General features: G+C 32.7%; 28 protein-coding genes and 1 riboswitch. Of the genes, 2 read left to right on the plus strand and 26 right to left on the minus strand.

Annotated elements, in window-relative coordinates:
• Positions 1 to 11: 11 nt before the first annotated feature.
• The 21 genes from gcvT to C7J90_RS09340 all read right to left on the minus strand — a co-directional run bounded on the left by gcvT (position 12) and on the right by C7J90_RS09340 (position 17,659).
• Positions 12 to 1,103: a glycine cleavage system aminomethyltransferase GcvT gene (gene gcvT / locus C7J90_RS09235; protein WP_103210237.1), complete on the minus strand. Its 1,092-nt coding sequence runs from the start codon at positions 1,101 to 1,103 to the stop codon at positions 12 to 14.
• Positions 1,104 to 1,182: 79 nt separating this feature from the next.
• Positions 1,183 to 1,272: riboswitch (glycine riboswitch) on the minus strand.
• Complete coding sequence (locus tag C7J90_RS09240) at positions 1,259 to 1,783, minus strand: shikimate kinase (RefSeq protein WP_103210239.1); 525 nt, start codon at positions 1,781 to 1,783, stop codon at positions 1,259 to 1,261. (Overlaps the previous riboswitch by 14 nt.)
• Before the next feature lie 161 nt (positions 1,784 to 1,944).
• A complete protein-coding gene (locus C7J90_RS12255; RefSeq protein ID WP_103210243.1) occupies positions 1,945 to 2,430 on the minus strand; it encodes a competence type IV pilus minor pilin ComGF in 486 nt (161 codons plus the stop codon).
• A 192-nt stretch (positions 2,431 to 2,622) separates the two neighbouring features.
• Positions 2,623 to 3,057: a competence type IV pilus minor pilin ComGD gene (gene comGD / locus C7J90_RS09255; RefSeq protein ID WP_232332062.1), complete on the minus strand. Its 435-nt coding sequence runs from the start codon at positions 3,055 to 3,057 to the stop codon at positions 2,623 to 2,625.
• Complete coding sequence (gene comGC, locus C7J90_RS09260) at positions 3,047 to 3,370, minus strand: competence type IV pilus major pilin ComGC (RefSeq protein ID WP_103210245.1); 324 nt, start codon at positions 3,368 to 3,370, stop codon at positions 3,047 to 3,049. The genes comGD and comGC overlap by 11 nt, the downstream gene beginning before the upstream one ends.
• Before the next feature lie 12 nt (positions 3,371 to 3,382).
• Entirely contained in the window at positions 3,383 to 4,450 is a 1,068-nt protein-coding gene (comGB, locus tag C7J90_RS09265; protein ID WP_103210247.1) for a competence type IV pilus assembly protein ComGB, read from the minus strand.
• Positions 4,419 to 5,393, minus strand: a complete 975-nt coding sequence (gene comGA, locus C7J90_RS09270) for a competence type IV pilus ATPase ComGA (protein WP_103210249.1) — start codon at positions 5,391 to 5,393, stop codon at positions 4,419 to 4,421. Before comGA ends, comGB begins: the two co-directional genes overlap by 32 nt.
• A gap of 63 nt (positions 5,394 to 5,456) precedes the next feature.
• Complete coding sequence (locus tag C7J90_RS09275; protein WP_103210250.1) at positions 5,457 to 6,080, minus strand: MBL fold metallo-hydrolase; 624 nt, start codon at positions 6,078 to 6,080, stop codon at positions 5,457 to 5,459.
• 22 nt (positions 6,081 to 6,102) lie between these two features.
• Entirely contained in the window at positions 6,103 to 6,414 is a 312-nt protein-coding gene (locus C7J90_RS09280) for an MTH1187 family thiamine-binding protein (protein WP_103210252.1), read from the minus strand.
• 5 nt (positions 6,415 to 6,419) lie between these two features.
• Positions 6,420 to 7,400, minus strand: a complete 981-nt coding sequence (locus tag C7J90_RS09285; protein WP_103210254.1) for an ROK family glucokinase — start codon at positions 7,398 to 7,400, stop codon at positions 6,420 to 6,422.
• A complete protein-coding gene (locus tag C7J90_RS09290; protein WP_103210261.1) occupies positions 7,397 to 7,600 on the minus strand; it encodes a YqgQ family protein in 204 nt (67 codons plus the stop codon). Before C7J90_RS09290 ends, C7J90_RS09285 begins: the two co-directional genes overlap by 4 nt.
• A complete protein-coding gene (locus C7J90_RS09295) occupies positions 7,590 to 9,041 on the minus strand; it encodes a rhomboid family protein (RefSeq protein WP_106465137.1) in 1,452 nt (483 codons plus the stop codon). The genes C7J90_RS09290 and C7J90_RS09295 overlap by 11 nt, the downstream gene beginning before the upstream one ends.
• Positions 9,042 to 9,057: 16 nt before the next feature.
• Positions 9,058 to 9,597 (minus strand): 5-formyltetrahydrofolate cyclo-ligase, encoded by a 540-nt coding sequence (locus C7J90_RS09300; RefSeq protein WP_103209202.1) that lies wholly within the window; start codon positions 9,595 to 9,597, stop codon positions 9,058 to 9,060.
• Positions 9,598 to 9,724: 127 nt separating this feature from the next.
• Positions 9,725 to 9,874, minus strand: coding sequence for a 50S ribosomal protein L33 (gene rpmG / locus C7J90_RS09305; RefSeq protein ID WP_103209204.1), 150 nt, complete (start codon positions 9,872 to 9,874; stop codon positions 9,725 to 9,727).
• 67 nt (positions 9,875 to 9,941) lie between these two features.
• Entirely contained in the window at positions 9,942 to 10,592 is a 651-nt protein-coding gene (gene phoU, locus C7J90_RS09310) for a phosphate signaling complex protein PhoU (protein ID WP_103209205.1), read from the minus strand.
• On the minus strand, positions 10,592 to 11,452 hold the full coding sequence (pstB, locus tag C7J90_RS09315; RefSeq protein WP_103209207.1) for a phosphate ABC transporter ATP-binding protein PstB: 861 nt from the start codon (positions 11,450 to 11,452) through the stop codon (positions 10,592 to 10,594). Before pstB ends, phoU begins: the two co-directional genes overlap by 1 nt.
• Before the next feature lie 26 nt (positions 11,453 to 11,478).
• Positions 11,479 to 12,360 (minus strand): phosphate ABC transporter permease PstA, encoded by an 882-nt coding sequence (gene pstA, locus C7J90_RS09320; RefSeq protein ID WP_103209208.1) that lies wholly within the window; start codon positions 12,358 to 12,360, stop codon positions 11,479 to 11,481.
• Position 12,361: 1 nt separating this feature from the next.
• The gene (gene pstC / locus C7J90_RS09325) at positions 12,362 to 13,261 is read right to left on the minus strand and encodes a phosphate ABC transporter permease subunit PstC (RefSeq protein WP_416060879.1); all 900 of its coding nucleotides are present in this window, start codon (positions 13,259 to 13,261) and stop codon (positions 12,362 to 12,364) included.
• A 352-nt stretch (positions 13,262 to 13,613) separates the two neighbouring features.
• Positions 13,614 to 14,573 carry a PstS family phosphate ABC transporter substrate-binding protein gene (locus C7J90_RS09330; protein WP_103209212.1) on the minus strand — a complete coding sequence of 320 codons (960 nt, stop codon included), beginning with the start codon at positions 14,571 to 14,573 and terminating at the stop codon, positions 13,614 to 13,616.
• A 175-nt stretch (positions 14,574 to 14,748) separates the two neighbouring features.
• The gene (locus C7J90_RS09335; RefSeq protein ID WP_103209213.1) at positions 14,749 to 16,785 is read right to left on the minus strand and encodes a peptidoglycan D,D-transpeptidase FtsI family protein; all 2,037 of its coding nucleotides are present in this window, start codon (positions 16,783 to 16,785) and stop codon (positions 14,749 to 14,751) included.
• Between the two features lie 274 nt (positions 16,786 to 17,059).
• Positions 17,060 to 17,659 carry a superoxide dismutase gene (locus tag C7J90_RS09340; RefSeq protein ID WP_103209215.1) on the minus strand — a complete coding sequence of 200 codons (600 nt, stop codon included), beginning with the start codon at positions 17,657 to 17,659 and terminating at the stop codon, positions 17,060 to 17,062.
• A 279-nt stretch (positions 17,660 to 17,938) separates the two neighbouring features.
• On the opposite strand from C7J90_RS09340, the gene ispG reads away from it, so the two are divergent.
• The gene (gene ispG, locus C7J90_RS09345; RefSeq protein WP_103209216.1) at positions 17,939 to 19,054 is read left to right on the plus strand and encodes a flavodoxin-dependent (E)-4-hydroxy-3-methylbut-2-enyl-diphosphate synthase; all 1,116 of its coding nucleotides are present in this window, start codon (positions 17,939 to 17,941) and stop codon (positions 19,052 to 19,054) included.
• Positions 19,055 to 19,093: 39 nt separating this feature from the next.
• Here ispG and C7J90_RS09350 read toward each other — a convergent pair whose 3' ends face one another.
• The 5 genes from C7J90_RS09350 to C7J90_RS09370 all read right to left on the minus strand — a co-directional run bounded on the left by C7J90_RS09350 (position 19,094) and on the right by C7J90_RS09370 (position 23,548).
• Positions 19,094 to 19,501 carry a Fur family transcriptional regulator gene (locus tag C7J90_RS09350; RefSeq protein ID WP_103209218.1) on the minus strand — a complete coding sequence of 136 codons (408 nt, stop codon included), beginning with the start codon at positions 19,499 to 19,501 and terminating at the stop codon, positions 19,094 to 19,096.
• Positions 19,479 to 20,351: a metal ABC transporter permease gene (locus tag C7J90_RS09355; RefSeq protein ID WP_103209220.1), complete on the minus strand. Its 873-nt coding sequence runs from the start codon at positions 20,349 to 20,351 to the stop codon at positions 19,479 to 19,481. The genes C7J90_RS09350 and C7J90_RS09355 overlap by 23 nt, the downstream gene beginning before the upstream one ends.
• Entirely contained in the window at positions 20,348 to 21,118 is a 771-nt protein-coding gene (locus C7J90_RS09360; RefSeq protein ID WP_103209221.1) for a metal ABC transporter ATP-binding protein, read from the minus strand. The genes C7J90_RS09355 and C7J90_RS09360 overlap by 4 nt, the downstream gene beginning before the upstream one ends.
• Positions 21,119 to 21,311: 193 nt before the next feature.
• Positions 21,312 to 22,202 (minus strand): deoxyribonuclease IV, encoded by an 891-nt coding sequence (locus C7J90_RS09365; protein WP_103209223.1) that lies wholly within the window; start codon positions 22,200 to 22,202, stop codon positions 21,312 to 21,314.
• 5 nt (positions 22,203 to 22,207) lie between these two features.
• A complete protein-coding gene (locus C7J90_RS09370) occupies positions 22,208 to 23,548 on the minus strand; it encodes a DEAD/DEAH box helicase (protein ID WP_103209224.1) in 1,341 nt (446 codons plus the stop codon).
• Between the two features lie 268 nt (positions 23,549 to 23,816).
• On the opposite strand from C7J90_RS09370, the gene C7J90_RS09375 reads away from it, so the two are divergent.
• The gene (locus C7J90_RS09375) at positions 23,817 to 24,785 is read left to right on the plus strand and encodes a 4-hydroxy-3-methylbut-2-enyl diphosphate reductase (RefSeq protein WP_103209226.1); all 969 of its coding nucleotides are present in this window, start codon (positions 23,817 to 23,819) and stop codon (positions 24,783 to 24,785) included.
• Positions 24,786 to 24,821: the final 36 nt, after the last annotated feature.

Below are 24,821 nucleotides of genomic sequence, written 5' to 3' on the forward strand. Positions count from 1 at the left end.
GTCTACACCCCTTATTTTTCGATTTGATTTTTCTTAACAATTTTCGCTTTAACTTGTCGTTTTCTAATTTGAATGATAACTTCTTTACCCATTTCAAAAGATTCACGTTTAATAAGTCCTAATGCAATAGATTCACCAGATGATGGTGATTGTGTACCTGAAGTGACTTCACCAATTTCATTTCCATCCAAATCTAAAATAGTGTACCCAGTTCGCGGAATGCCTTTTTCAATTGTACGTAGTCCAATAGTACGTCTAGGGGCACCATTTTCCTTTTGAGATTTAAGTACATTTTTCCCTATAAAATCCTCTTCGATGAGTGGCTTTGCAGCAAATGCAATACCACCTTCATAAGGTGTGATGCTCTCAGTAAGGTCTTGGCCGTGTAATGGCAGTCCAGCCTCTAAGCGTAATGTGTCACGCGCCCCGAGACCGCATGGAGTGACGTCGTATTTAAGGATAGACTCCCAAATATCAATCACGTCATTTTTATGACAATAAATTTCAAATCCGTCTTCACCTGTATAGCCTGATTGAGATAAAATGACATTTTTACCGAAGACTTCTACATTTTTTAAAAATTCAAACATTTTCAATCCACTAACATCAATATCAGTATTTTCTTGAACAATTTCACGTGCTTTTGGCCCTTGAAGCGCAAGTTGTCCATATTCGCTTGAAACATTTTTAACTTCAGCATTAAAATTATTTTTGTTTTTATTAATCCAATCAAAATCTTTTTCAGTATTTGCCGCATTAACTATAAGTAAGTATTTATCATGATTCAACTTATATATAACTAAGTCATCTATAACACCGCCATCTTCATTACACAGCGCTGTATATTGTGCTTTATTATCCGTTAATAAATTGACATCATTTGAGAGTACATATTGGACTAAATCTTTAGCATCTTCACCTTCAACCAAAATTTCTCCCATATGACTCACATCAAATAGCCCGACATTAGTACGAACGGCGTTGTGTTCTTCTTTAATACTTGAAAACTGAACTGGCATTGCCCAACCACCAAATTCAACAATCTTAGCTCCAACATCAACATAATGTTGATACAATGGTGTCTTTTTCAAATCTTGAACCATAGCATACCCTCCTACAATAATAATAAAAAAACAGAGTGTATTTAAAAAATACAACCCTGTTGTGATACCTTCAGGAATGCGTCACAATATTATCCTTTTGCCTGAGAGATTCGTATAAAATACTTGCTCCTTCGGCGATGGATTAACCATACTCTCTAATATTGGTCATTCGCAGTAAATATGTGATTGAGTTCATCAAGTGTTTTTGACAATATAATATTGGATTGTAACTTAATGAATGCGATTTCATTATACCGTGAATAACGCTTGAAATACAAGTTTTTTATAGCGTTATAATCTTGATTGTGTGCATTAGGTCGATTTGAGTCATCCTTTATGCGTTCATATAAAATTTCAAATGGTGCATCAACCCAAACAATGTGAGGGCTTAATGATTTTAGATAAGTAAAGGTATTTTTATTTTCTACGATTCCTCCACCTGTGGCTATAACATCATAGGAATTAATGGTTTCTTTAAGATATTTCAATTCTAAGTTTCTAAAAGTTTCTTCCCCATTTTCTTTAAAAATTTCAGGTATTGATTTGTTTGTTTGATTTACAATATAATCATCTAAATCTACGAATTTTAAATCATGTTGTTCTGAAAAATACGAACCTAATGTAGTTTTACCTGACCCCATAAAACCGATTAAGATTAACGGTAATTTACTTTTCTTCATTGCTATCCCCTTTTTGCATAATTAATTGAATTTCATGATTATAGTAGTCTATCAATGCATCTAAAGATTGTATTTTCATTGTGTATATTACTAGATAAAAGGACATAAAAAAAGTATAAGTACTAAATATTATGAATAACAGAGGGAGTGTAAATCCAGATTTAGAATAATATTTCTTTATCATACCATTTTTCTCCTTCCAAATATTTAAATGACATTATTACGTGTTTATGAGGTAGCTTTTTATAACTTATATGTTTTACTTGATTAAGTACGGTAATATTCCCTTTATTGTTAACTGTTTTAATTAGTTTGAAGTTTTTCTCTTTAAACGTAATAAATTCTGTATTTATTTTAACTGTTATTTCATTTTGTTTAGGAGGTATTGATATAAAATTTGCGGAATGTATTTGTGAAGCAACTTCTTTTGCCATCAACTCTATTGTATAAGTATTATCATCTATGATGAAACTTTTGTAATTTTGAAGTGTATAAATCAGTATTGGGATTAGTATCACTATCAAAGAGTGTATAAAGAGTGCAAAAATAGATTCAATGAGAGTAAAACCATTAGTAATTGTGACAAATCGTATTTTGGTTATGATTATTTTGAATACATATTTTATTTTTTTGAGGATAAACTTCATATGATTGAATGATGGTCCTTTCTGAGGGGATGTCCTGCTTTAAAACATTATAAAGTGTTCTATTTAATTCTAATTCCGACTTAATAGTATTATAACTGTTTTGGATTGTATTTAATGAATAGATAATTGTAAAACATAAAATGCTTACTATAAATAGTGAAAAAGTAGCTTCTAAATATGTGTAACCGTTCTTTAATTTGAATAAGATATTCTATACCTCCCTTGTTCAATATGAAAAATAATATTAAAATGCTTATTTAGATATGTGAAACTTAAAGTGCCAAATTTTTTGATATTACCATTTGAATCAAACGCCAAATAAGTTAAATTTGATTGTGGTAATAAATGAAGAGGATATAAGGTTTCGTAATGCGTTGTGTTTGGATCGCTCATCATCACTTTTATATCATTTTGTTTTTTTCTAAAAACTAATAAAACCGGCTTTTTAGACTTAATGGCTTGGGATTGATAAAATTCAATTTTTGAAGTTAATAGTTTAATCTGATATTCGATTTGATTTTCAGATAGTATGCGAGGGGGATGAGTAATCATTAAAGAAAGTGACAATACAATTATAGATATTACAAAAAGCATTTCTAATAGTGTAAAACCATCATTATGACGCAACAGCTTTTCCGCCTGAGATTGATATAGTTTCACCGGACTTACATGATTTTTGATTTTCTTTTATATAGCCTTCTCTTACTAATTCTTCAATTGAACTTGGTTTAGTGTTATATTTTAATGTATATGCCTCTATTTGACTATCGACAAGTTTAAGCTGTGCATTACAACCTGTTTTTTGAATGTGTTCAGATTGTTTGGCAATATTAGGTATGATAAGAATTAATAAGACACTAATAATTAATAGTACTAATAACATTTCAATGAGTGTAAACGCTTTGTTATTTTGGATTTTATTTTTCCAAAAACTTTTCATAGTATTCATCTCCTAATTTTGTATAGTTTGAATCATTTCAAATATCGGTAGCATCATGACTAAATAAACAGATAAAATTAAAGAACTAATTAATAAAAACATGACAGGTTGAATCCACTTAATATGCTTCATCATAAAACTTTCTATATGATCAATAAGAAAATTACAATAAATATTTAGTTCTATGTCTAGTTTATCTCTTTTCTCCCCTTGTTCAATATAGCTTATGAAGTTAGAGTCAAAACAGTTTAATTTTGAAAGTATAGCCGAAAAAGGAATTCCCTGCTTAATATTTTTTTGCAATTCATAACCGATATATTTAAAGAACGCGTTTTCATTTTGATTTATATATATATGCACAATATCATTTAAAGAGATACCATTAGCTAAAAATAAAACGAATTGATTCGCAATTTGATAAGTCATTATAAGCTTATAGTATTTGTTGAAAAGCGGGATACGTGAAAGGATATAAATTTGATAGTTTATATTTTGTTTAGCAAGCCAATATCTAAATGAAAGTACTGAAATTACAACTGTGATTATAGTGATTACAAAAATGATAGGAAAATTAGAGATAAACTGTTTTAAAATGATTTGTGCTGTAGAAACATTAACTTGCATCGAATCATGCATTTGATCGAATTGAGGCATCACAGTGTAATTTAATACAATGATTAAAATCAAAAAAATTAATAATAAAGTGAGAGGATATTGAATGGTCTTGATTAACTTTTGTTTTAATTTACGATTTTTACTGTAATATACATGACAGCGCTCTAAAGTATCTAATATTGTGCCGTATTTTTCAGCAAAATAAAGTTGCATCAGGATGGTTCGGGGATAATCAAGTTGTTTAAAAACGTCATAACAATTCGCACCTTTTGTGAGTTGATTTTGCACATCATCATATAATGTTTGATCTGCTATTTTCAGTTGTTTGATAATAAAGCTCATCGCCTCCCCTAGTGTGAAACCGTGACTAAGCAATTGTTTCAATCGATCAATAATAATTAAATGATGTTGAATGATTAATTTCCGTGCTCGCTTATTTTTGATATTTTCGTAAAGTTGTTTCATCAATAACGCCTTCTTTTTCTAATGAAGATAGCTTATCTACTAAGCTTATAAATTCATTAGGGAGTTGATAATTATGCGTAAGAAAATATTGTATTTCTGGATGTCTCATCGTTTCGTAAACAAGTTGTCGATCATAACTCTTTGTGGTAACTAATCTTTGATTGATTACAAGATTAACAGCTTGAGTTAAATCTTGCTTTGTAATCCCCATCTCAAGTAACCTAAGAAGAACGCCACTGCAATCTGTAGCGTGGATTGTTGATAAGACGAGATGTCCACTCAAACTCGCTTGTATCACATCTTTGGCAATTTTTGCGTCTCGTATTTCGCCGATTAAGATAACATCTGGATCACATCGTAATATCGCTTTTAATGAGGTTCCATAAGTAATATTTGCTTTTTCATTCACTGAAATTTGAGTAATGCCATTTAAAATCTGTTCCACGGGGTCTTCAATGGTAATGATATTGAGGTTTAAATGCTCTTTTGCATACAACACCATCTGATACATCAATGTACTTTTACCAGCACCTGTTGGACCACTAAATAAAATTAATCCTTGTTTTTTCTCCATAATTTTCTTGATATCATTTGTGGCTTCATTGGAAGATGATTGAAAGTATTGAGGAGTTATACGGATGACACAACTTTCTATGCCTAAATTAAGTGGCAGTGTAGATACGCGTAAAAAATAAAGCGATTGATGTTCATAAATATATCGACCACTTTGAGCTTTGTGACGAGAAGATACATCTAAACCTGCTTGATATTTTAATAGTGTAATCAATTTTCTGTATGTATCTATATTTAATGTGTCATATAAAATCAGTGCATCTTTAACTCTTAATTTCACTTCAACTTGTGAATGAGATGGAATAAAGTGAATGTCTGAAGCATTTTGGCTTAGTGCGTATTGTAAAACGTTATCTAATAATAGTTGCATAAAAAATCACCTCTCACATATAAACACGTAAGAGGCGTCAACATTACTTTGTATTTTCTTTATTTATCCGTGAAGGTAAGGATTCATAAGTTCATTTTCAACAGTCGTTGACGGCCCATGACCAGGGTATAATGGTAGCATGTCGTCAATGGTGAAAATTTTATCTTGTATCGAATCAATCAAAGTTTCATAATCACCTTGATATAAATCTGTTCGGCCGATTCCATTATTAAATAGCGTATCCCCGACAACAGCAAATTCTTCAAAAACATATGTCAAACTACCTGGAGAGTGTCCGGGTGTATGCATTACTTTAAAAGTGAAACTACTTATTTGGTGTGTGCCTTCATCAAGTGTCTTAGCTTCTGCATTACTTTGAATCACAGGTAATCCGTATGATTTAAACTGAGCTGAACCATTTTTTTCAGGAGAGGTTAGAAATGTTAATTCATTATGATGGACATACACATCAACCGGATAAACGTTTAATACGTCATCTAATGCGCCGATATGATCAAAATGTGCGTGGGTTAATAAGATGCCCACTAAAGGTTTGTTAATCGCTTTAATTTTATCAATAATTTTATCGACATCTGCTGATGGATCAACCAATAAAAGTTCATGTTCATTTTCAATAAAATAAGTATTTGTACTCACAGGACCGAGTGTAAGGTATGAAATAATCATGTTAAACCTCCAATTTTAAACATTATTTTAAATGTTTTTCGACAGATTTTAACTTGTCATTCATTTTCCTAGATTTATCCCTTCTATCATCGATTCGGATATTTGTGCATACACGGTCTAAACCTTTATTAAACGGAAGCTCATGAATTACTTGTATGACTTCAAGTAAATCTGTTAAGTCCCCTTCAATTAGAGTGTTCATTGGTGTAAGTTGATAATCAATTTTCCCTTCTTGTTTAAAAGATTCAAGTTTTGTTTGTATTTCTGCAATGTATTGGCTAACACTTGGACCTTCAGTACCTACTGGTATAACGACTACATCTACAATTGCCATTTTAATTACTCCTTGTCTATAATATAAGTTTTAATAAGACCTGCTGCACCAACCATTCCTGCGTCATTACCTAATTCTGCCCGAACAATTTCAGTATTTTCTTGGGCTGGTGTAAAAGTGAGGTGACGATATTCAGTTTTGATGTTTTCAATGAGAATATCACCAGCATCTGACATCCCACCGCCTAGGATAATATATTTTGGATTAGTTGTCACACTAATAATACTTGCCAAATATGCGATGTAATTTGCAACTCTTTCTGTGATAAAAATACAGAATTGATCTCCAGCTTTAGCAGCATCAAAAACAGCTTTTGCTGTAACAGTTTTATTTTTAATCAGTTCTAAAATAGAAGATTTAAATGTTAATTTAGGATAATAAAAATTAACTAAATTAATAACACCAGTTGCAGACGCTACAGTTTCAATACAACCAGACTTTCCGCAATTACATTTAAATCTTTGGTCGTGATCAACTCTAAAATGCCCTAATTCAGCGCCTGAGCCATTATGCCCGTGAACTATTTTACCATTTGATATAATTCCACCGCCTAGTCCAGTACCTAGTGTAATAGCAACTACATCATCGGCATCTTTACCAGCGCCATTAAATTTTTCACCTAAGGCTGCAACATTGGCATCGTTATCTACAATAACTGGAAAATCAACAAAGGTTTTCATAATATTAATGACATTGACTTTATTAGGCCAGTTTAAATTGACCGCTCCATGAATTGTGCCTGTCTCAAAGTCAACAGGTCCTGGGATACCAATGCCCATGCCGATAACATCTTTCATGTTTAAGTCTTGAGTTTCAAACTTTTGTACAAATGCTTCGTATATTTGTCTTAAAATTAATTTTCCTGTTGAGTCCGAAATATCAGTGTCAATAGACCATTTATCGATCATTTCAAGTGATTGATTAAAAATACCAAGTTTACAAGTAGTGCCGCCAACATCAACAGCTAAAATTAAATCTTTGCTCATTTACTTTCCATCCTTCTTTGATTAATTAATAATTTAGATTGAATAAATGTCTCTCTATTTATTAATTTGTGATGATACAGATTTTGTATTTCACTTTCAATCATGGTGAGTCTGTCTTCTTCTTTATCAAAATAAATAATAAATCCATATTTTTTTAAAAGTTGCAATACGTCATAAAAAGTATTGAGTTCAGTTTGCACTTGCATCATCCAATTCTTTTTTTAAATTTTTGTAATTTTTATTATTAGGCTCTACTTTTAAAGCTTTATTGATATGTTTTTTAGCACTTTTTGTATCCGCTAAAGATCGATTCGCTAATGCCATATGATAATTTAAAACGGAAGAGTTCGGAAACACACGTAACCCCTTCTCCCACTCATTCATCGCCTCAGCTTTGGAGTCTTGAGTTGCGATAATCATGCCAGATAAAAAATATGTTTCATCGTCATCATAGTGATGTTTTAAAGTATCTGATACCATATTTCTAGCTTCTCTGTAATGACCTTGATGCATCTCATTTTGAATGATTTGATTATAGATATTTGTACTCTGTGTCAAATATATTTTGATTATCAACCCTAAAGTAACTAAGATTGTTATACCTAATACTAGAAAAAAGTGGCGTTTATGCTTACTTTTTAAATAGCCTAAATATAAAATAAGGAAACCACCCATTACTCCTGCTAAATGTGCAACAATATTAACATTTCTGACTAATAAAGTAATGACGGCCATAATTAAGATGGCTGCGATTGATTGCAATAAAGCTTTCCGCGTGAATCTTTGACTGATAACCATTAAAGCAAAAATCGCACCTAATAAACCAAAAATCGCGCCACTTGCCCCGACGGAAAATCCAGAAGGCAGGAGTGCCAATGACACAATATTACCGAAAATACCTGAAAAGAAATAAACAACTAGCATTTGCCAGTAACCTATATTCGCTTCAACTATTTTTCCGAAAATATAAAGTGAAAACATATTAAAAATCAAATGTTCAAAATCTAAATGTAAAAACATTGAAGTGATAAGACGATACCATTCTCCATGAACAACATTAAAATGAGAAAGTGCCCCAAGATTTATAATTTCAATATCGGTTCGATGAGGTGTAAAGAGTAATATAAATAACCATATTAATATATTAATCGTTATTAGGCTATATGTCACCGGCGTAAATTGATACATTGACTGTTCTATTTTATTTTGATTTAAAACACGTCTTTGATAATGTTTTATACTTTTTTTATCATTATTTGCTATCCAATATTTAACAATTGGATGATGTGTGATTTGATGTAAATCTTTTTTTGAATGAATAGAGTGAAAACGAACTTTGACAGGGTTCATAGTATTAAATGTGACCGGATCAAAAGGCTTATCCGTAATGATATAAATGTCATATTTTAATACTTTGAAACTAAGGTGATTTTGTAATTCTTCGTGGTGTTCAATGATTCGTGATTTATCAAATTCAAGTTCTTGGGTTGTAAATGAACCATATTTAAATATATTGATATGACCTGTTTGAGTATGTGAAAGCCAAACTTCTTTACGTTCTGGATCGTAATGAATACATTTATATTTAAAATATCGAACCCATAAATATGCTGTTTTCCATAATTGCTTTTCTTCAATCATTCGATATCCTCCATTATTATGTGGTTGCAATAATTAATTCTGACACAGGGTAGTCATATTCATCAATAGGTAGATTTTCACATAATTGAATATCATACAGCAAACTTAAAGTTTCTGGTTTGAATGCTGCTAAATATCGATCAAAAAAACCACCGCCATAACCAATACGATAGCCATTTTCTGAAAAAGCGACCCCTGGAACAATAACTAAATCTAAATGATTATTAATGATACTGTTTTGATTAACGTATCGTATTCCTTTTTCATCAACGCCAATTTGGTTCAATGATGTCAGCTTTTGAAAATCCATTGTTTTATGCTGATAATTTGTTCTAGGTACATAGACAGATTTATGTAAGTTAAGTGCGCATTCAATAATTGAATCTGTTTCGACTTCGTGAGGCATTGATAAAACGATACCTATTGAATGAGCTTTTTGAAATTGCTCATGTGCAATGACTTGTTTTTTTAGCCATTGATCGGCTTTTTCTTTTTTTCGAACATCTAAAGTTTTCATTGCGTGAATTTTCCGTGCACGTATTTCTTTTTTAGTCACATGACTCGCCTCCTCACTTACAACTATATTATACAATTCTTAAAAGTTGATGTCATGATATGAGGCGATAAATGTACTTAAATAAAAAAGACTAGAACAATGTGATGTTCTAGTCCAAGATTATTGATTATTTAGTTTCACGATGTAAAGTGTGTTTGTTATCACGTGAACAGAATTTTTTCATTTCAACACGCTCAGGATTATTTCTTTTATTTTTTTTAGAAATATAGTTGCGGTCTCCACATTCTGTGCATGCTAATGTTACATTAACGCGCATATTAACCCTCCTAATCTTCAAAATACGACCTTATTATCATATCATCTAATATGAAAATTGGAAAGTACTATTTTTCATATGATTCATAATGCTTACCAGTATAAAAGTAGTAGATATGCTCAGCTATATTAACAATATGATCACCAATTCTCTCGAGATAACGTGCAACTAAATTTGCTTGTCCAGCGACGAAAGGGTCATTGTCAATAAGATAAGTTGTATTGATGATGTCTTTGTATAAATCATCGATATCGACGTCACGCTCAATAATTTCTTTGACTAATTCAATATCTCTGTTTTTGGTAGCATTGTCTAAGTCTTTAAGCATAAGTAAAGCTAATTTCCCCATCGTTTCGAGTCTCATTATAATATATTGATCTGTCAATTGTGCACGAGTTCGAAGTTTTGCAATATTTGCTGCATTATCGCCCATTCTTTCAAACTCATTAGCTATTTTTAAAGCAGAAATCATTAACCTCAAATCAGTAGCAATGGGTTGTTGACGAGTAATAAGCATAATAACTTTATCGTTAATTTCATATTCTAATTCGTTAATTAATTTGTCCCGCTTAATCAATTTTCTAGCGTGTGTGATTTGGCTATCGGTTAATACTTGAATCGACTGATTAATATTAAAATAAACTCGAAGTCCTAATTTGCGTAAATCTTTGTAAAGTTCGTTAAGCTGATCTTCATATCTTTTTCTAATAATAGGCATTAACCAAATCGTCCTGAAATATAATCTTCAGTTTGTTTATCGCTCGGATTCGAAAATATTTTATCAGTATCATCATATTCATTAACATAGCCATTTAAGAAAAATGCAGTTTTATCAGAAACACGCGCTGCTTGTTGCATATTGTGCGTAACGATGATGATAGAATAATCTTTCTTCAAGTCTTGAACAAGTTCTTCAACTCTTAATGTAGAAATAGGATCTAGAGCAGATGTTGGTTCATCCATTAAGATAACGTCTGGTTCAATAGCTAAACAACGCGCTATGCAAACACGCTGCTGTTGACCACCTGATAATCCATATGCATTTTGGTTTAAACGATCTTTTAATTCATCCCAAATTGCAGCGCCTCTTAAAGACTTTTCAACAATTTCATCTAATATTTTTTTATCTTTAATACCATGAATTTTAGGTCCATATGTGATATTGTCATAAATCGACTTTGGAAATGGATTAGGTTGTTGAAACACCATACCCACATTAGTACGCAATTTTTCAACTGGATATTTCTTATCGAAAATATTTTGATCACGGTATAAAATTTTTCCAGATGTTTTCACTCCAGGTACTAGCTCAACCATTCTATTTAAAGTTTTAACATAAGTTGATTTACCTGATCCAGATGGTCCAATTATGGCAGTAACATTTTTTTCTAAAATATCTAAGTTGACGTTTTTCAAAGAATGTTGCTCGCCATACCAAAGGTCAAGATTTTGTGTTGAATATACAATACGTCTTTCATCATCGGTAAGTACATCTTTTTTTTCATGCTGTTGAGTAGTCGTAAATGGTGTGTTTACATTTTCGTTTTTATTTTCATTTACAGTTTTAGTATTAATCATATTATAAAACTCCCGTCTTAAATACTTTATCTCATGTTATTTGTATATTTATTTCGAATAAAGATTGCAATACCATTTAATATCAATAGAATAATCAGTAAAACGATAATTGCCCCAGAAGATAGTGCTTCGAAATCTACACCAGGTTTACGTGCCCAATCATAAATTTGGAGTGGCAACGTTTGAAAAGAATCGAGAATACTATTAGGTGTGCGTAACAAAATGGTAGGTATGCCAATTGCTACTAATGGTGCTGTTTCGCCTATTGCACGAGAAATTGATAAAATTACCCCAGTAACTATTCCTGGAATAGCAGCTGGAAGTACAACATTTTTAATAGTTTGCCATTTATTTGCACCCAAGCCATATGATGCTTCTTTAACAGATTGAGGAACGGATCTTAAGGCTTCTTGACTAGCGACAATAATGACCGGCAAAATCAGTAATGCAAGCGTTAAAGCAGCAGCAAGAACTGAATTACCAAGGCGTAATAACGCTACAAATATTGTTGCGCCTAATAATCCATAAACAATGGACGGTACAGATGCAAGATTTGATATATTAATTCGGATAAATCGTGTTAATGCATTGTCTTTTGCATATTCTTCAAGGTAAATTGCACTGCCAACACCCAACACGAGTGCTATAGGTATAAGTGTCATCATTAACCAAAGTGTACCTATGAATGCCCCTTTGATACCTGCAGAACTTGCTGATGAAGATGAAAAATGACTAAAAAAGTTTAGATTCATCACAGGAAGTCCTTTTCTTAAAATATCAATCATCAAAATTGCAAGAACAATGAGACCAATTAAAGTACAAGCAAAAAATATACCTTTAAAAACTTTATTTTTAGCCATACGTGCAGAGAGCTTTTTTTCAACAGCAGTTTGATCAATTAATCCCATCCTAATACTCCTCTCTGAAACGTTTTGTTATCCATTGTGAAATAATGTTCATTATTAATGTGAAAATAAACAATGTAAAACCTACTGCATAAATACTATAGTACAAGTCAGAACCATTTGTAGCGTCCCCTTGAGAGACTTGGACAATGTATGCAGTCATTGTTTGAATAGAGTTTGTTAAACTTAAATCAAATGATGGACTAGATCCAGCTGCTAAAGATACAATCATTGTTTCACCAATTGCACGTGAGATAGCTAAAACAATTGAAGCCATAATCCCAGAAGTAGCTGCAGGAATAATGACTTTGATAATCATTTCTAACTTGGTTGAACCTAATCCTAATGCGCCTTCTCTTATTTTATTTGGGACAGATGACATGGCATCTTCACTCATACTAGCAATCATTGGGATTATCATTACGCCGACTACTAATCCTGGACTAATCGCATTAAAACTTGCAATATTTGGGAATATAGCTCTTAAAATAGGTGTTACAAACGTTAATGCAAAAAATCCATAAACAATTGTTGGAATACCTGCTAGAACTTCTAAAATAGGTTTAATGATTTTTCTAACCTTAGTCGAAGCGAATTCACTAAGGTATATAGCGGCTCCTATTCCAACGGGTACTGCAAATATAGTTGCGATGACTGTAATTTTTAAAGTTCCTATAATTAAAGCCCAAATTCCATATTTAGGATCAGATGAAAAAGGATTCCAATCTGTCTCTAAAAAGAACTTATGAATGGGTACACGTGTAAAAAATGTAATTGTTTCAGTTAATAATGTAATCACAATTCCAATTGTTGTTAAAATTGAAATGATTGCAATTAAAAATAAAATAACCGGCATAACTTTATTGCTAATCGATGTGCTTGAATCACTTTGCTTACGAATCATATTGCGTATTTTTTGTTGAGAACTCATTTTTCATACTCCTTTTACATAGAAAAAGTGAGAAGCTATATCAAATTAATTAGGATTGCATCCTGATTTAACACCTTACTCACTTTGGAAAGTCAATATTTAAAACTCCCAAAAGGCTTGTTAAACGATTAATGGTTGAGACAAAAGCGTATTTTCTAAGCGTCTCTGATTTACAGTGCCTTAGAAGTAGGATTCATTAGTCAGAACGTTCACGCTCGACAAAATTGAATAATCATTTTGTGCATCGCTTAGTTCTACACAAATCCTAACCGCTTTTGTCCCAACCTCCTCTACTAGAGTGTTAGTTTAAATGTGTTTGATATGCTTATTTATCGTCACCTGTTAGTTTTTTAAGTTCTTTTATTTGTTCGTCGTATTTTTCATCTTTTAATGCAACATAATCAACAGCAGAAGCAGCTTTTCCTTTATCTTCTAATGTGTAGTTCATGAATTGAGCGAACGCATCATTGTCTTTTAATTTTTGATTATTAGCATAGATGAAAAGTGGTCTACTTAATGGGTATGAACCATCTTGAATTGTTTTTTCATTTGGCTCAACGGCTTTATTATTTTTATCTACAATTTTGACAGCTTTTAAATCATTTTCATTTTCTTTAAAGAAGTTATATGCGAAGAATCCAATACCGTTTTTGTTATCTTTAACAGAGCTAACGATAACATCTGTATTTTGATTCTTTTCTGCTTTAATTTCAGCATCTCCCATTACTTCTTCAGTAAAGAAATCATAAGTACCGTGTGATTGATCGGGTGAGAAAGCTTTAATTTCTTCATCAGGCCATTTTGAGTTGACATCTGACCATTTCTTTGACTCACCTGAATAGATTTTTTTCAAATCATCTAAAGATAATTGATCAACGAAATCGTTATCTTTGTTGACAGCTACTGTCAAGCCATCTTGAGCTATTTGAAATTCAGTATAATCGATATTTTTATCTTCTAACTGTTGTTTCTCTTCATCTTTGATTGGTCGAGAGGCATTTGAGAAATCAGTTTTACCAGCAATAAATTGTTTGAACCCATCACCAGTACCTGATGTAACATTTTCAAGTGTTACTTTGTTAAATTTAGAAGAAAAATCTTCATTTAACTTTTCGATTATAGGAGCTACTGTTGAGGAACCATTTCCTTTCACTGTACCTTCAACATTTGTATTTTCAGAACCTGAGCTATTGTCACTACTCGATTCTTGTCCGGCACCACCACATGCGCCTAAAATTAATGAAGCTCCTAAAACTGTTGTCCCTACTAATTGCCATTTTTTCATTGAAACATCCTCCTAGAATAATAATCACTCGCAATTGATTACACTTCTAGAATACGCATCTTATGTAAATACATAATCAAGCTAATGTAAAGTTTATGTTAATTTAAAAAGCCTTTATACATTAGCAATAAATGAAACGAATCATTCATTACTAAGTATAAAGACTTTTATAAAACTATTTAAAGTAATCGTTAATGATATCGCGACCTAGGTCACCGCCATTCAGCCATGGTTCTGGAACAGGCTGATTTGAGTAAACAATTGAAAAAGAGAGTTCCGGATCGTCAGCAGGAGCGTAACCTACATATGTAGCATTAACTCTAGGTTCTCCATCTTGAAAAACTTCAGCAGTACCTGTTTTACCAGCTGACTTTACTTTTGTGTCATGAAAGCTTTTATATCCAGTACCTTTAATTTCATTGAAAACCATATCAAACCCTTTTTGAACCTGACTAATCTCTTCTGGCGAATTGTTTAAACGGTTAAGTACTTTTCCTTTAATGGCATGTTTTACTGGACCTAATTCATCATTATTTGTTGCTTTACGGATTTCTTTACCTAAATGTGGTTGAATTCTGTAACCATCGTTTGCAATCGTTGATACATATTGAGAGAGTTGTAGTGGTGAATACGTATCATATTGTCCAATTGCTAAGTCTAAGTAGTTTCCAGGATTGCTTGTTAATGGTTCAATTTGACCACTGACTTCATTAGGTAAGTCGATACCAGTTTTGACGCCTAAGCCGACCTGATTTAGCCCTTTTCTTAACTTTTGACCAGCTTCAGAAACATCTTGTGGCAATGCCATGCCTTGGCTAAAGTCAAGTCCTGCAATTTTTAAAGCCGTTTTAAACATATAGACGTTAGATGAATGCATTAAAGCTTCTTTATCATTAATAAGTACGCTACCATCTTGATTGAAATAAGAATGTTTCAAAAGACCACCGCTAAACGTTAACGGCTCATCAACCATTTGTTCTCCAACTTGTATAGCATGGTTTTGATAGCCTGCAAGTAAAACACCACCCTTTACTGATGAACCAACAGCATATTGAGAGGTAAACGTGCCTATATCATAATCAGTTAGAGAACCATCTTTGTCGATTTGTTTTCCGACCATTGCTAATATGTCACCATTATTAGGGTTTTGAATCACCATCATTGCCGAATCCATATCAGTAGCGCCTTCTGAACGCAATTTAGAAATTTGGCGCTCCATGTACTCTTCGGCTTTTTGTTGTAAGTTGATATCAATAGTTAAAACTAAATCATCTCCTCGAGAACCTTGATTGATGACTTCAGAATCAATAATAGCACCAGATTTGTCTGTGGTATAACGCATCTCTTTCTTTTTACCTCGTAATATATTTTCATATTGTAATTCTAGGTAGCTTTTACCAACTCTATCATTTCGTGAATACCCTTTTGATAAATACATTTGAGTTAATTCTTTAGGTAAACCTTCTTCAGGTGTCGAGACAGCGCCTAATATGCCTCTTAAAGTATCACCATATGGATACTTTCGATCCCAATCCATACTTGTGTTAATACCTGGTAATTCTGATAATCGTTGTGATACAGCTGCATATTCTTCATTAGATACATTTTCATTTTTAATCGTTCTTGGACTTAAAGTTGACCCTTGCATCATTTCACGATAAATTGCCAAGACTTGCAAATCGTTTTGCGATAAGCTTTTTAAATCTTTTGAAGTGATTTTATTTAATAATGCTTTATCGTAATCATCTTGAGACAAATCACCGCTATCATATAACTTTTGTTCAGTTTTCATGAGCTGTTCAACTTTATCAGGATTTTTAATAATCCAAAAATCTTTTCGATCGCGCTCTGTAATTTTATTCGTATCCATTTTAATCAAATGAGATAATTTTTGGGCAGTTTCGAGTATTTCGTGCTGATTTGTTTTTCGACTTCTCGTATATGTAATTGATTTTTTAGACGTATTATCGACTATTATATTGCCATTTCGGTCTAATATACGCCCTCTTGGAACGGATTCATTGACTGTTACATTTTCACTTTCGCGTATCATTTGATTGTAGTGAGCCCCTTGAGCTATTTGTAAGTAACCCAACCGTAATACGATAATGACGAAAGATAATATAACAATACCGAATAAAAAGTTGATACGCTTATTCATATGGTTGCGCATTTTTTCATCATTAGTTTTTTCTTTTAATCGTTTTAGCAATACTACCTACCTCTATTCGAACTGATTCTCTGTATAAATGATATATGATATTGTAACGTTTGGCTAATGTTTTGTTAAATACTCTTGCATCTTTATGAATTATTGTCATGCTTTATCGATGGAGAGTCTGTGATAACACAGAATCCCATTTATAATTATGACATTTAAATATAAAAAAAGACAAACCTTTTTGTATGAAAGGTTTGTCTAAAAACTGAGAGATTGAGACAAAAGAAAAGTTGTTGTGTCTCAATTCTGTTTATACCTAATAGCATTATTTAGCTTTATTGTATAATTCATCTACTTTTTCCCAATTTACAACATTCCAGAATTGTGAAATGTAATCAGGACGTTTGTTTTGATATTTTAAATAGTAAGCATGCTCCCAAACATCAAGAGCTAAAATTGGCGTTTTACCTTCAGACAATGGATTGTCTTGGTTAGGTGTTGAAACAATTTCTAATTCACCATTGTTCACAACTAACCATGCCCAGCCTGAACCAAATCGACCAGCAGCCGCATCGCCAAATTCTTTTTTGAATGCGTCTAATGAGCCCCATTTTTCATTGATTTTATCAACTACTTCACCTTTTTCTTCAGAATTAGGTGTTAAAAGTGCCCAGAAGAATGAGTGGTTAAGATGACCGCCACCATTATTACGTACAGCTGTTTTCTTGTCTTCTGGAAGACTATCTACATTGGCAATAAGATCTTCAAGAGATTTATTTTCTAAATCTGAACCTTCTACTGTAGCGTTTAATTTTGTAACATATGTGTTATGGTGTTTGCTATGGTGAATTTCCATAGTTTCTTTATCGATGTGTGGTTCTAATGCATCATAAGCATAAGGTAATTTTGGTAATTCAAAAGCCATAAATAATCATCCTCCTAATATTAATTCCACATTAATTGTACCAACTTTATGCTAGTCCTAACAATAAATATGCTTACAACTCAAGTTGCGCATATACTATTTTTATTACTAGTATATATATTATCTCATTTGCGCTATTTTAAACATGTCAACATGCGAAAACAGATTGTTTTGTATTATAGTGTGTCCTTATTGTATAATAATCAATAGCATTGAAACATTTGCTTTTACAAAAAGTGCATTTTCAATATTAATTCAAGTAATAAAGGAGTCTCTAACATGTCTGAAATTACACATCGTAAAAATACCCGACCTGTTAAAGTTGGTAATATAACGATTGGTGGCGCTGACGAGGTAGTTATTCAAAGTATGACGACTACAAAGACACATGATGTTGAAGCAACTGTAGCTGAAATCAAAAGACTTGAAGAAGCAGGTTGCCAAATTGTACGTGTTGCATGTCCTAATGAAGAAGATGCACATGCGATTAAGGATATTAAAGCTCAAATTAATATTCCACTTGTTGTTGATATCCATTTTAATTATAAATTAGCATTAATTGCTATTGAAAATGGTGCGGATAAAATTCGTATTAATCCGGGTAATATTGGTAGACGTGAAAAAGTAGAAGCTGTAGTAGAAGCTTGTAAGGAAAAAGGTATTCCAATTCGAATCGGCGTTAACGCTGGTTCGCTTGAAAAACATATTTTAAAGAAATATGGTTATCCTACTGCAGATGGAATGGTAGAAAGTGCATTACATCATATCAAAATACTCGAAGATTTAGATTTTCATGATATCATTGTATCAATGAAAGCAAGTGATGTTAATTTAGCGATTGAAGCATACACTAAGGCTGCCAAAGCCTTTGATTATCCGTTACACTTAGGTATTACTGAAAGCGGGACATTATTTAATGGTACAGTCAAATCCTCTGCAGGTTTAGGTGCTATTTTAGCTTTAGGAATTGGTAATACGTGTCGAATTTCGTTATCAGCCGATCCTGTTGAAGAAGTTAAAGTAGCCAAATCACTGTTAAAAGCATTTGGTTTGGCGAGTAATGCTGCTACATTGATTGCTTGCCCTACTTGCGGTCGAATTGAAATTGACTTAATTTCAATTGCGAATGAAGTTGAAGACTATATTGAAAAACTCAAAGTACCTTTAAAAGTGGCAGTATTAGGTTGTGCTGTAAATGGTCCGGGTGAAGCGCGTGAAGCCGATATTGGTATCGCTGGAGCTAGAGGCGAAGGATTACTCTTTATGAAGGGTAAGACTGTTCGCAAAGTACCTGAAGCATCTATGGTAGATGAGTTGAAAATAGAAATTGATAAACTTGCTGCTGAGTGGGAAAATAATAATCATCATTCTAAAGAACAAGAAAAAATTAGATAAATCAAAAACCGATTCTGAAAAAATAGAATCGGTTTTTGATTACTTACAATTTTCACAGATACCGTATACTTCTAGTTTATGTGTTTCGATATCAACGTTTGGTAAATGTTTTTTGATTTCTGGCATCGGGCACATTTCAATCACTTTAGTATCTCCACATGATTTGCAGATAAAATGATGGTGATGATGTGCGGTACATGCTGCTCTAAATTTCATTTCTCCATCCATTTCAGTGCCTTCAATAATACCAAGTGTCTTAAATAAATGTAAATTACGATAAATAGTATCAAAAGAGATGCCTGGATAATGAGTGTTCATTTTTTTTTGGACGGATTTAGCATTAATATATTTATCTTCGCTTATAAATATATCAATCATATCTTTACGTTTATCAGTGTATTTATGCCCGTTGTCTTTTAAAATTTTAATGGCTTCTACTGTTTTCATTCGTAATCGCTCCTTTTATTTGTCTTGACTTAAATTTTTGAAAGAAAAGCGTTAGACATAATAATAAAACTAAAATGACAACAATAACACCACCTGGGGAAATATCTAAGTAAAATGCAGTTACAAGTCCTGAAATAACAGAAAATTCACCAATCAAAATACTCAGCACTATGAATTGTTTAAATCCTTTAGTCCAACGCATTGCTATAGCTACCGGCAATGTTATCAGTGCACTCACTAATAAAATACCAATTACACGCATAGAAGCTGAAATAACAAGTGCAACAACAACAATAAATAGAAATTGAATCCATTTAGGCACACCAATTACTTGACTATATTCAGTATCAAATGAGAGTATAAAAAGCTCTTTATATAAAGAGATAATGAAAGCCAACACAATCACAACAATCATTGTAATTGTCAATAAGTCACTTAAAGATACAGCACTAATTGATCCAAATAACAATCCTACAAGTTCTTGGTTAAACCCATCAGCTAGAGAAATGAAAATGGCACTTAATCCAATGCCAGCACTCATAATAATAGGAATAGCGATTTCCTGATAATTTTTATATGAAGTTCGCAATTTTTCAATTAAAAGCGCACCTACAATTGAAAACAGGATACCTGTCCAAATAGGATTAATCTGACTGAAAAAAGGCGTTAATGTCATCAAAAACATACTAAATGAAATTCCACCTAATGTAACGTGACTTAATGCATCTGCAATAAGCGATAGCCTTCTTACTACTATAAAGGTACCTATTAATGGTGCGATGAGTCCAACTAGTAATCCGCTTATCATTGAGTATCTAATGAATTCAAAATTTAATAATGCATCAATCATATGCAACAATCCCTATCATGCTTATGGTCAACAAATTTGACTGGGTGACCATAAATTTTTGAAATTTCCACTTCATCAAGTGATTTAAATTCAGAAGTTGTACCATGGAAATGGAGGTGTTTATTTAAACATGCCACTTCAGTAGCGGTATCAGCTACAACGCCAATATCATGTGTAACAAGAATAATTGTTACGCCTTCATTTTTGAGGTGTGCTAATGTAGTATAAAATTCTTCAATATGCTTTGCGTCAATCCCGTTTGTAGGTTCGTCCAAAATAAGAACTGACGGATTAGAAACGAGCGCTCTGGCAATTAAAACACGCTGCTGCTGACCTCCTGATAATGAGGATATATTTTTATACTTAAGATTTTTGATATTTAAGCGCTCTAGAACTTGATCGACTTTCATATCGTCTGCACGATTAAACCATCTAAGTATTCTTTTTTTTCGCGTTAAACCGCTTAAAACAACTTCTTTAACTGTTGCTGGAAAGCCTAGAGTAGCAGATGAAGCTTTTTGGGATACGTAACTGATTTTATCTGAGTTGGCTTTTTTACGGTATGATTCGCCTTCCACTAATATTTCACCGGATTGAATTTGCAACAGACCTAACATTAATTTAAGTAGAGTGGATTTACCAGCGCCGTTTGGACCCACTATTGCTAAAAATTCGCCCTTTTTAATCTGTATATTAATGTTCTCAAGCACTTTTTTGTGATCGTAGAAAAAATCAATATTTTTTAATTCGAAAATAGGTTGTGCCATAAGTTCACCTCATTTCAATACTATACATCTATCAGTTTCAAAAGTAAATAGTAACGTTTACGAAGAGATATATGTGTTATCACACTATGTTGCTTTAATCAACAAAACAAGTTTCGAATGATTGATTACAACAAATAGAACTGAGACAAGAATGCCTCAGCCCTAGTATTTTAATTTAGTATCTGCGTTAAGTTTAAACAGTTAAGATGTGATTTTTCATATTCGGATCGAATTGGTTGTTACGCAGCGCTTCAATTTCAAATTGATAAGGCGGCTTTTTATTTTTCTTATCCTCACCTACATACGGTGTTTCTAAAATTTTAGGTATATCTTTAAACTGTTCATGATGTACAATGTAACTTAATGTGTCAAACCCAATGTGGCCAAAGCCAATGTTTTCATGGCGATCCTTACGTGCGCCTAATGGATTTTTACTATCATTAACGTGTACGACTTTAATACGTTCAACCCCAATAATTTTATCAAATGTATTGAGTACGCCATCAAAATCTTCTACGATATTGTAACCTGCATCGTGAATATGACATGTGTCTAAACAAATAGATAAACGTTCATTATGATGAACACCATCAATAATTTGTGCAAGCTCTTCAAATGTTCGTCCAATTTCTGATCCTTTACCAGCCATTGTTTCTAGAGCAATACGTACATCATTGTTATTTGTTAATACCTCATTTAGCCCCTCGATAATACGTTTAATTCCTACATCAGCGCCTGCCCCAACATGTGCACCCGGGTGTAGAACAATGTCTTTTGCGCCTATCGCTTCTGTACGTTCAATTTCATTTTGTAAAAAGTTTACACCTAGTTCAAACACTTCTGGTTTTTGAGTGTTAGCAATATTAATGATATACGGGGCATGGACTACGATATTACTTAAGCCATGCGCTTTCATAACCTCTTGACCAGCTTGTATGTTAAGGTCTTCGATTGCTTTTCGACGTGTGTTTTGGGGTGCTCCTGTGTATATCATAAACGTAGATGCACCGTAGCTGTTAGCTTCAATTGCTGAGCCTTCAAGCATTTTTTTACCGCTCATTGAAACGTGTGATCCAATTAACATCATTTTCATCCTTTCCCTTTTCGGTTAAGTCTATTTTTTCTACGACTGTGTTGTCTTTTTTCTTGTCTTTTTAAATTCTCAAGCTCTTGTTTATATTTCTTTTTATATCCTGGTTTTACTTTTTTCTGTGTATTTTTTTTAACTTTATGTTTTACTTTTTGAGTAATATGGTCATCTTGCTTTTGACGTAAGCGTCTCGTATTGTGAGCTTTGATGGGTTTTAACTCATCGTCTTTAATATCTACAGTGCTAAAGATATATCCTTTTTGTTCTATTTGATGAATTAAACTTTCTTCATCTGGTGTATATAACGTGATAGCAATCCCCTTGTAATTACCTCGTCCTGTTCGTCCAACACGATGCGTAAAGAAGTTAATATCTTTAGGTACATCAAAATTAATAACATGGCTTACCCCTTCAATGTCGATACCACGTGAAGCAAGATCACTTGCTATGACATATTGGTATTCTAAGTTTCGGATACGTTTCATTTGTTGCTTTCTTTCTCGTGGTGATAATCCACCGTGTATCATTCCGAACTGAATCCCGTGTTGTAAAAGCTGCTCTGAAAGTTCATTTGCACTGTCACGACTATTGCAGAAAATAATACCTAAATAAGGATTAAGTATGTTCAAGAGTTTAACTGTTTTATCAATTTTATCCGCGCCTTTTGTTGGGATGAGATAAAATTCAATACTACTTTTATTCATTGAAGTATGATCAATTTTAATAAATTCAGGTTGTTCTAAATATTTATTTAAAAACGGATAGAGTGATTTAGGTATAGTTGCACTAAATACTGCCATATTTGCGTTTTTGTCTAATTTAGATGCAATTTGATCAACTTCTTCAATTAGGCCTAAGTCAATCATTAAATCAGCTTCGTCAATGACTAAATAATGTGCTAAATGAACATGTAGTGCACCTTTCTTGGCTAAGTCATTGATTCGCGTTGGTGTCCCAATAATCAATTGAGGTTGATGAGTTGTTTTTTGTAAATCTTTATCAAAATCATTGCCGCCTATGAATAGACTTACTTTGATGTTTGATTTAAACTCACTTAATTGTAAAGCCGCATGAAATAGTTGCGTTGCTAATTCTCTTGTTGGTGCTACTATAATCGCTTGAGGTTCTTCTATATTAGCATCAAGTTGTTGGAAAAGTGGCAACAAAAATGCATGAGATTTTCCAGTACCTGTTTGTGATTGACCAATGATATTCATTCGTTTCATAATTTTTGGAATGACACGTTGTTGAATATCTGTTGGTTTGTTAAATTTTAATGAAGAAATTGCTTTAATTATTTCGTCATCAAAGCGAAATTGTTCAAATGGATGGTTTGCCATAATTTGGCCTCCTTAAAGGTTCATCTCTATATTATAAATGAATTTAGGTTATAAGAAAATAACTAAAATGTATAGTTTAAGAGTCATTCATCATCATTGATAAGAACTGAATAGTTGTAGCGTACGAAAATAATATTCTTACTAGTCAAGCCTAGTTTAGTATGAATTGCAATTGGAATCAAAATAATACCTCTTAAGAATTGTATATTGATTTAAAACACGCTTTGTAATTGATATAATATACCATTGAAGGAGGTTCGTGAATATTATGGAAATAATTAAAATTACACCTAGGGGTTACTGTTATGGCGTTGTAGATGCAATGGTTATCGCTCGGAACGCTTCATTAGATCCTAATTTACCAAGACCTATATATATATTAGGTATGATTGTGCATAACAAACACGTCACAGATGCTTTTGAGACAGATGGTATTATCACTTTAGACGGGCCTAATCGTCTTGAAATATTAGAGAAGATAGATAAAGGGACTGTTATTTTTACAGCACATGGTGTCTCACCAGAAGTCAAAAGACGTGCTAGAGAAAAAGGTTTAACTTGTATTGATGCAACATGCCCTGATGTTGAAAATACTCACGAACTAATCAGAGAAAAGAAATCTGAAGGATACCATATCATTTATATAGGTAAAAAAGGGCATCCTGAGCCAGAAGGTGCTGTAGGTGTTGCACCCGATGTTGTTCACCTAGTTGAAACTAAAGATGACGTTGAATCATTACCAGAAACATTAAGTCAACATCCACTTATTGTAACGAATCAAACAACGATGTCCCAATGGGATGTTATGCACTTGATGGATGATTTAAAAGATAAATATCCGCATATCGAACAGCATAAAGAAATTTGTCAAGCGACTCAAGTTCGTCAAGAGGCAGTAGCCGATCAAGCTGGTGCCGCAGATTTACTCATTGTAGTAGGAGATCCTAAAAGTAATAATTCTAATAGATTAGCACAAGTATCAAAAGATATTGCGCATACACGTTCATATCGTATTGCTGATATCTCGCAATTAGATTTAACGTGGCTAGATGGTGTAGAAACAGTAGCTGTTACTGCTGGTGCATCAACTCCAACACCAATTGTCAAAGAAGTTATCAATTTCTTTAAAAATTACGACCCAATGAATCCTGAGACACATGTAACACAATCTAGTGTTCCTGTTGACAAGATATTGCCTAAAATAAAAAAAGCAAAACCTGTTAAAATCATGGAATAATTAACTGAAATTAAAGTCATTAAACCCCAAAAGCAG

Source organism: Staphylococcus felis, assembly GCF_003012915.1.
Taxonomy (GTDB): Bacteria; Bacillota; Bacilli; order Staphylococcales; family Staphylococcaceae; genus Staphylococcus; species Staphylococcus felis.

Excerpts from the sequence above, each read along its gene's own strand:
- comGB (WP_103210247.1), bottom strand. The coding sequence starts at position 4,450 with ATGAAACAACTTTACGAAAATATCAAAAATAAGCGAGCACGGAAATTA.
- C7J90_RS09360 (WP_103209221.1), bottom strand. The coding sequence starts at position 21,118 with ATGGCACAACCTATTTTCGAATTAAAAAATATTGATTTTTTCTACGAT.
- comGA (WP_103210249.1), bottom strand. The coding sequence starts at position 5,393 with ATGCAACTATTATTAGATAACGTTTTACAATACGCACTAAGCCAAAAT.
- C7J90_RS09330 (WP_103209212.1), bottom strand. The coding sequence starts at position 14,573 with ATGAAAAAATGGCAATTAGTAGGGACAACAGTTTTAGGAGCTTCATTA.
- phoU (WP_103209205.1), bottom strand. The coding sequence starts at position 10,592 with ATGCCTATTATTAGAAAAAGATATGAAGATCAGCTTAACGAACTTTAC.
- rpmG (WP_103209204.1), bottom strand. The coding sequence starts at position 9,874 with ATGCGCGTTAATGTAACATTAGCATGCACAGAATGTGGAGACCGCAAC.
- C7J90_RS09240 (WP_103210239.1), bottom strand. The coding sequence starts at position 1,783 with ATGAAGAAAAGTAAATTACCGTTAATCTTAATCGGTTTTATGGGGTCA.
- C7J90_RS09355 (WP_103209220.1), bottom strand. The coding sequence starts at position 20,351 with ATGATTGATGCATTATTAAATTTTGAATTCATTAGATACTCAATGATA.
- pstA (WP_103209208.1), bottom strand. The coding sequence starts at position 12,360 with ATGGGATTAATTGATCAAACTGCTGTTGAAAAAAAGCTCTCTGCACGT.
- C7J90_RS09295 (WP_106465137.1), bottom strand. The coding sequence starts at position 9,041 with ATGATTGAAGAAAAGCAATTATGGAAAACAGCATATTTATGGGTTCGA.
- C7J90_RS09285 (WP_103210254.1), bottom strand. The coding sequence starts at position 7,400 with ATGAGCAAAGATTTAATTTTAGCTGTTGATGTTGGCGGCACTACTTGT.
- comGC (WP_103210245.1), bottom strand. The coding sequence starts at position 3,370 with ATGAAAAGTTTTTGGAAAAATAAAATCCAAAATAACAAAGCGTTTACA.
- C7J90_RS09280 (WP_103210252.1), bottom strand. The coding sequence starts at position 6,414 with ATGGCAATTGTAGATGTAGTCGTTATACCAGTAGGTACTGAAGGTCCA.
- C7J90_RS09275 (WP_103210250.1), bottom strand. The coding sequence starts at position 6,080 with ATGATTATTTCATACCTTACACTCGGTCCTGTGAGTACAAATACTTAT.
- C7J90_RS12255 (WP_103210243.1), bottom strand. The coding sequence starts at position 2,430 with ATGAAGTTTATCCTCAAAAAAATAAAATATGTATTCAAAATAATCATA.
- C7J90_RS09350 (WP_103209218.1), bottom strand. The coding sequence starts at position 19,501 with ATGAAAACAGTAGAAGCCATTAAAATTTTAAAAGACAACGGGCATAAA.
- pstC (WP_416060879.1), bottom strand. The coding sequence starts at position 13,261 with ATGATTCGTAAGCAAAGTGATTCAAGCACATCGATTAGCAATAAAGTT.
- pstB (WP_103209207.1), bottom strand. The coding sequence starts at position 11,452 with ATGATTAATACTAAAACTGTAAATGAAAATAAAAACGAAAATGTAAAC.
- gcvT (WP_103210237.1), bottom strand. The coding sequence starts at position 1,103 with ATGGTTCAAGATTTGAAAAAGACACCATTGTATCAACATTATGTTGAT.
- C7J90_RS09365 (WP_103209223.1), bottom strand. The coding sequence starts at position 22,202 with ATGTTAATTGGATCACACGTTTCAATGAGCGGTAAAAAAATGCTTGAA.
- C7J90_RS09340 (WP_103209215.1), bottom strand. The coding sequence starts at position 17,659 with ATGGCTTTTGAATTACCAAAATTACCTTATGCTTATGATGCATTAGAA.
- C7J90_RS09375 (WP_103209226.1), top strand. The coding sequence starts at position 23,817 with ATGGAAATAATTAAAATTACACCTAGGGGTTACTGTTATGGCGTTGTA.
- C7J90_RS09370 (WP_103209224.1), bottom strand. The coding sequence starts at position 23,548 with ATGGCAAACCATCCATTTGAACAATTTCGCTTTGATGACGAAATAATT.
- ispG (WP_103209216.1), top strand. The coding sequence starts at position 17,939 with ATGTCTGAAATTACACATCGTAAAAATACCCGACCTGTTAAAGTTGGT.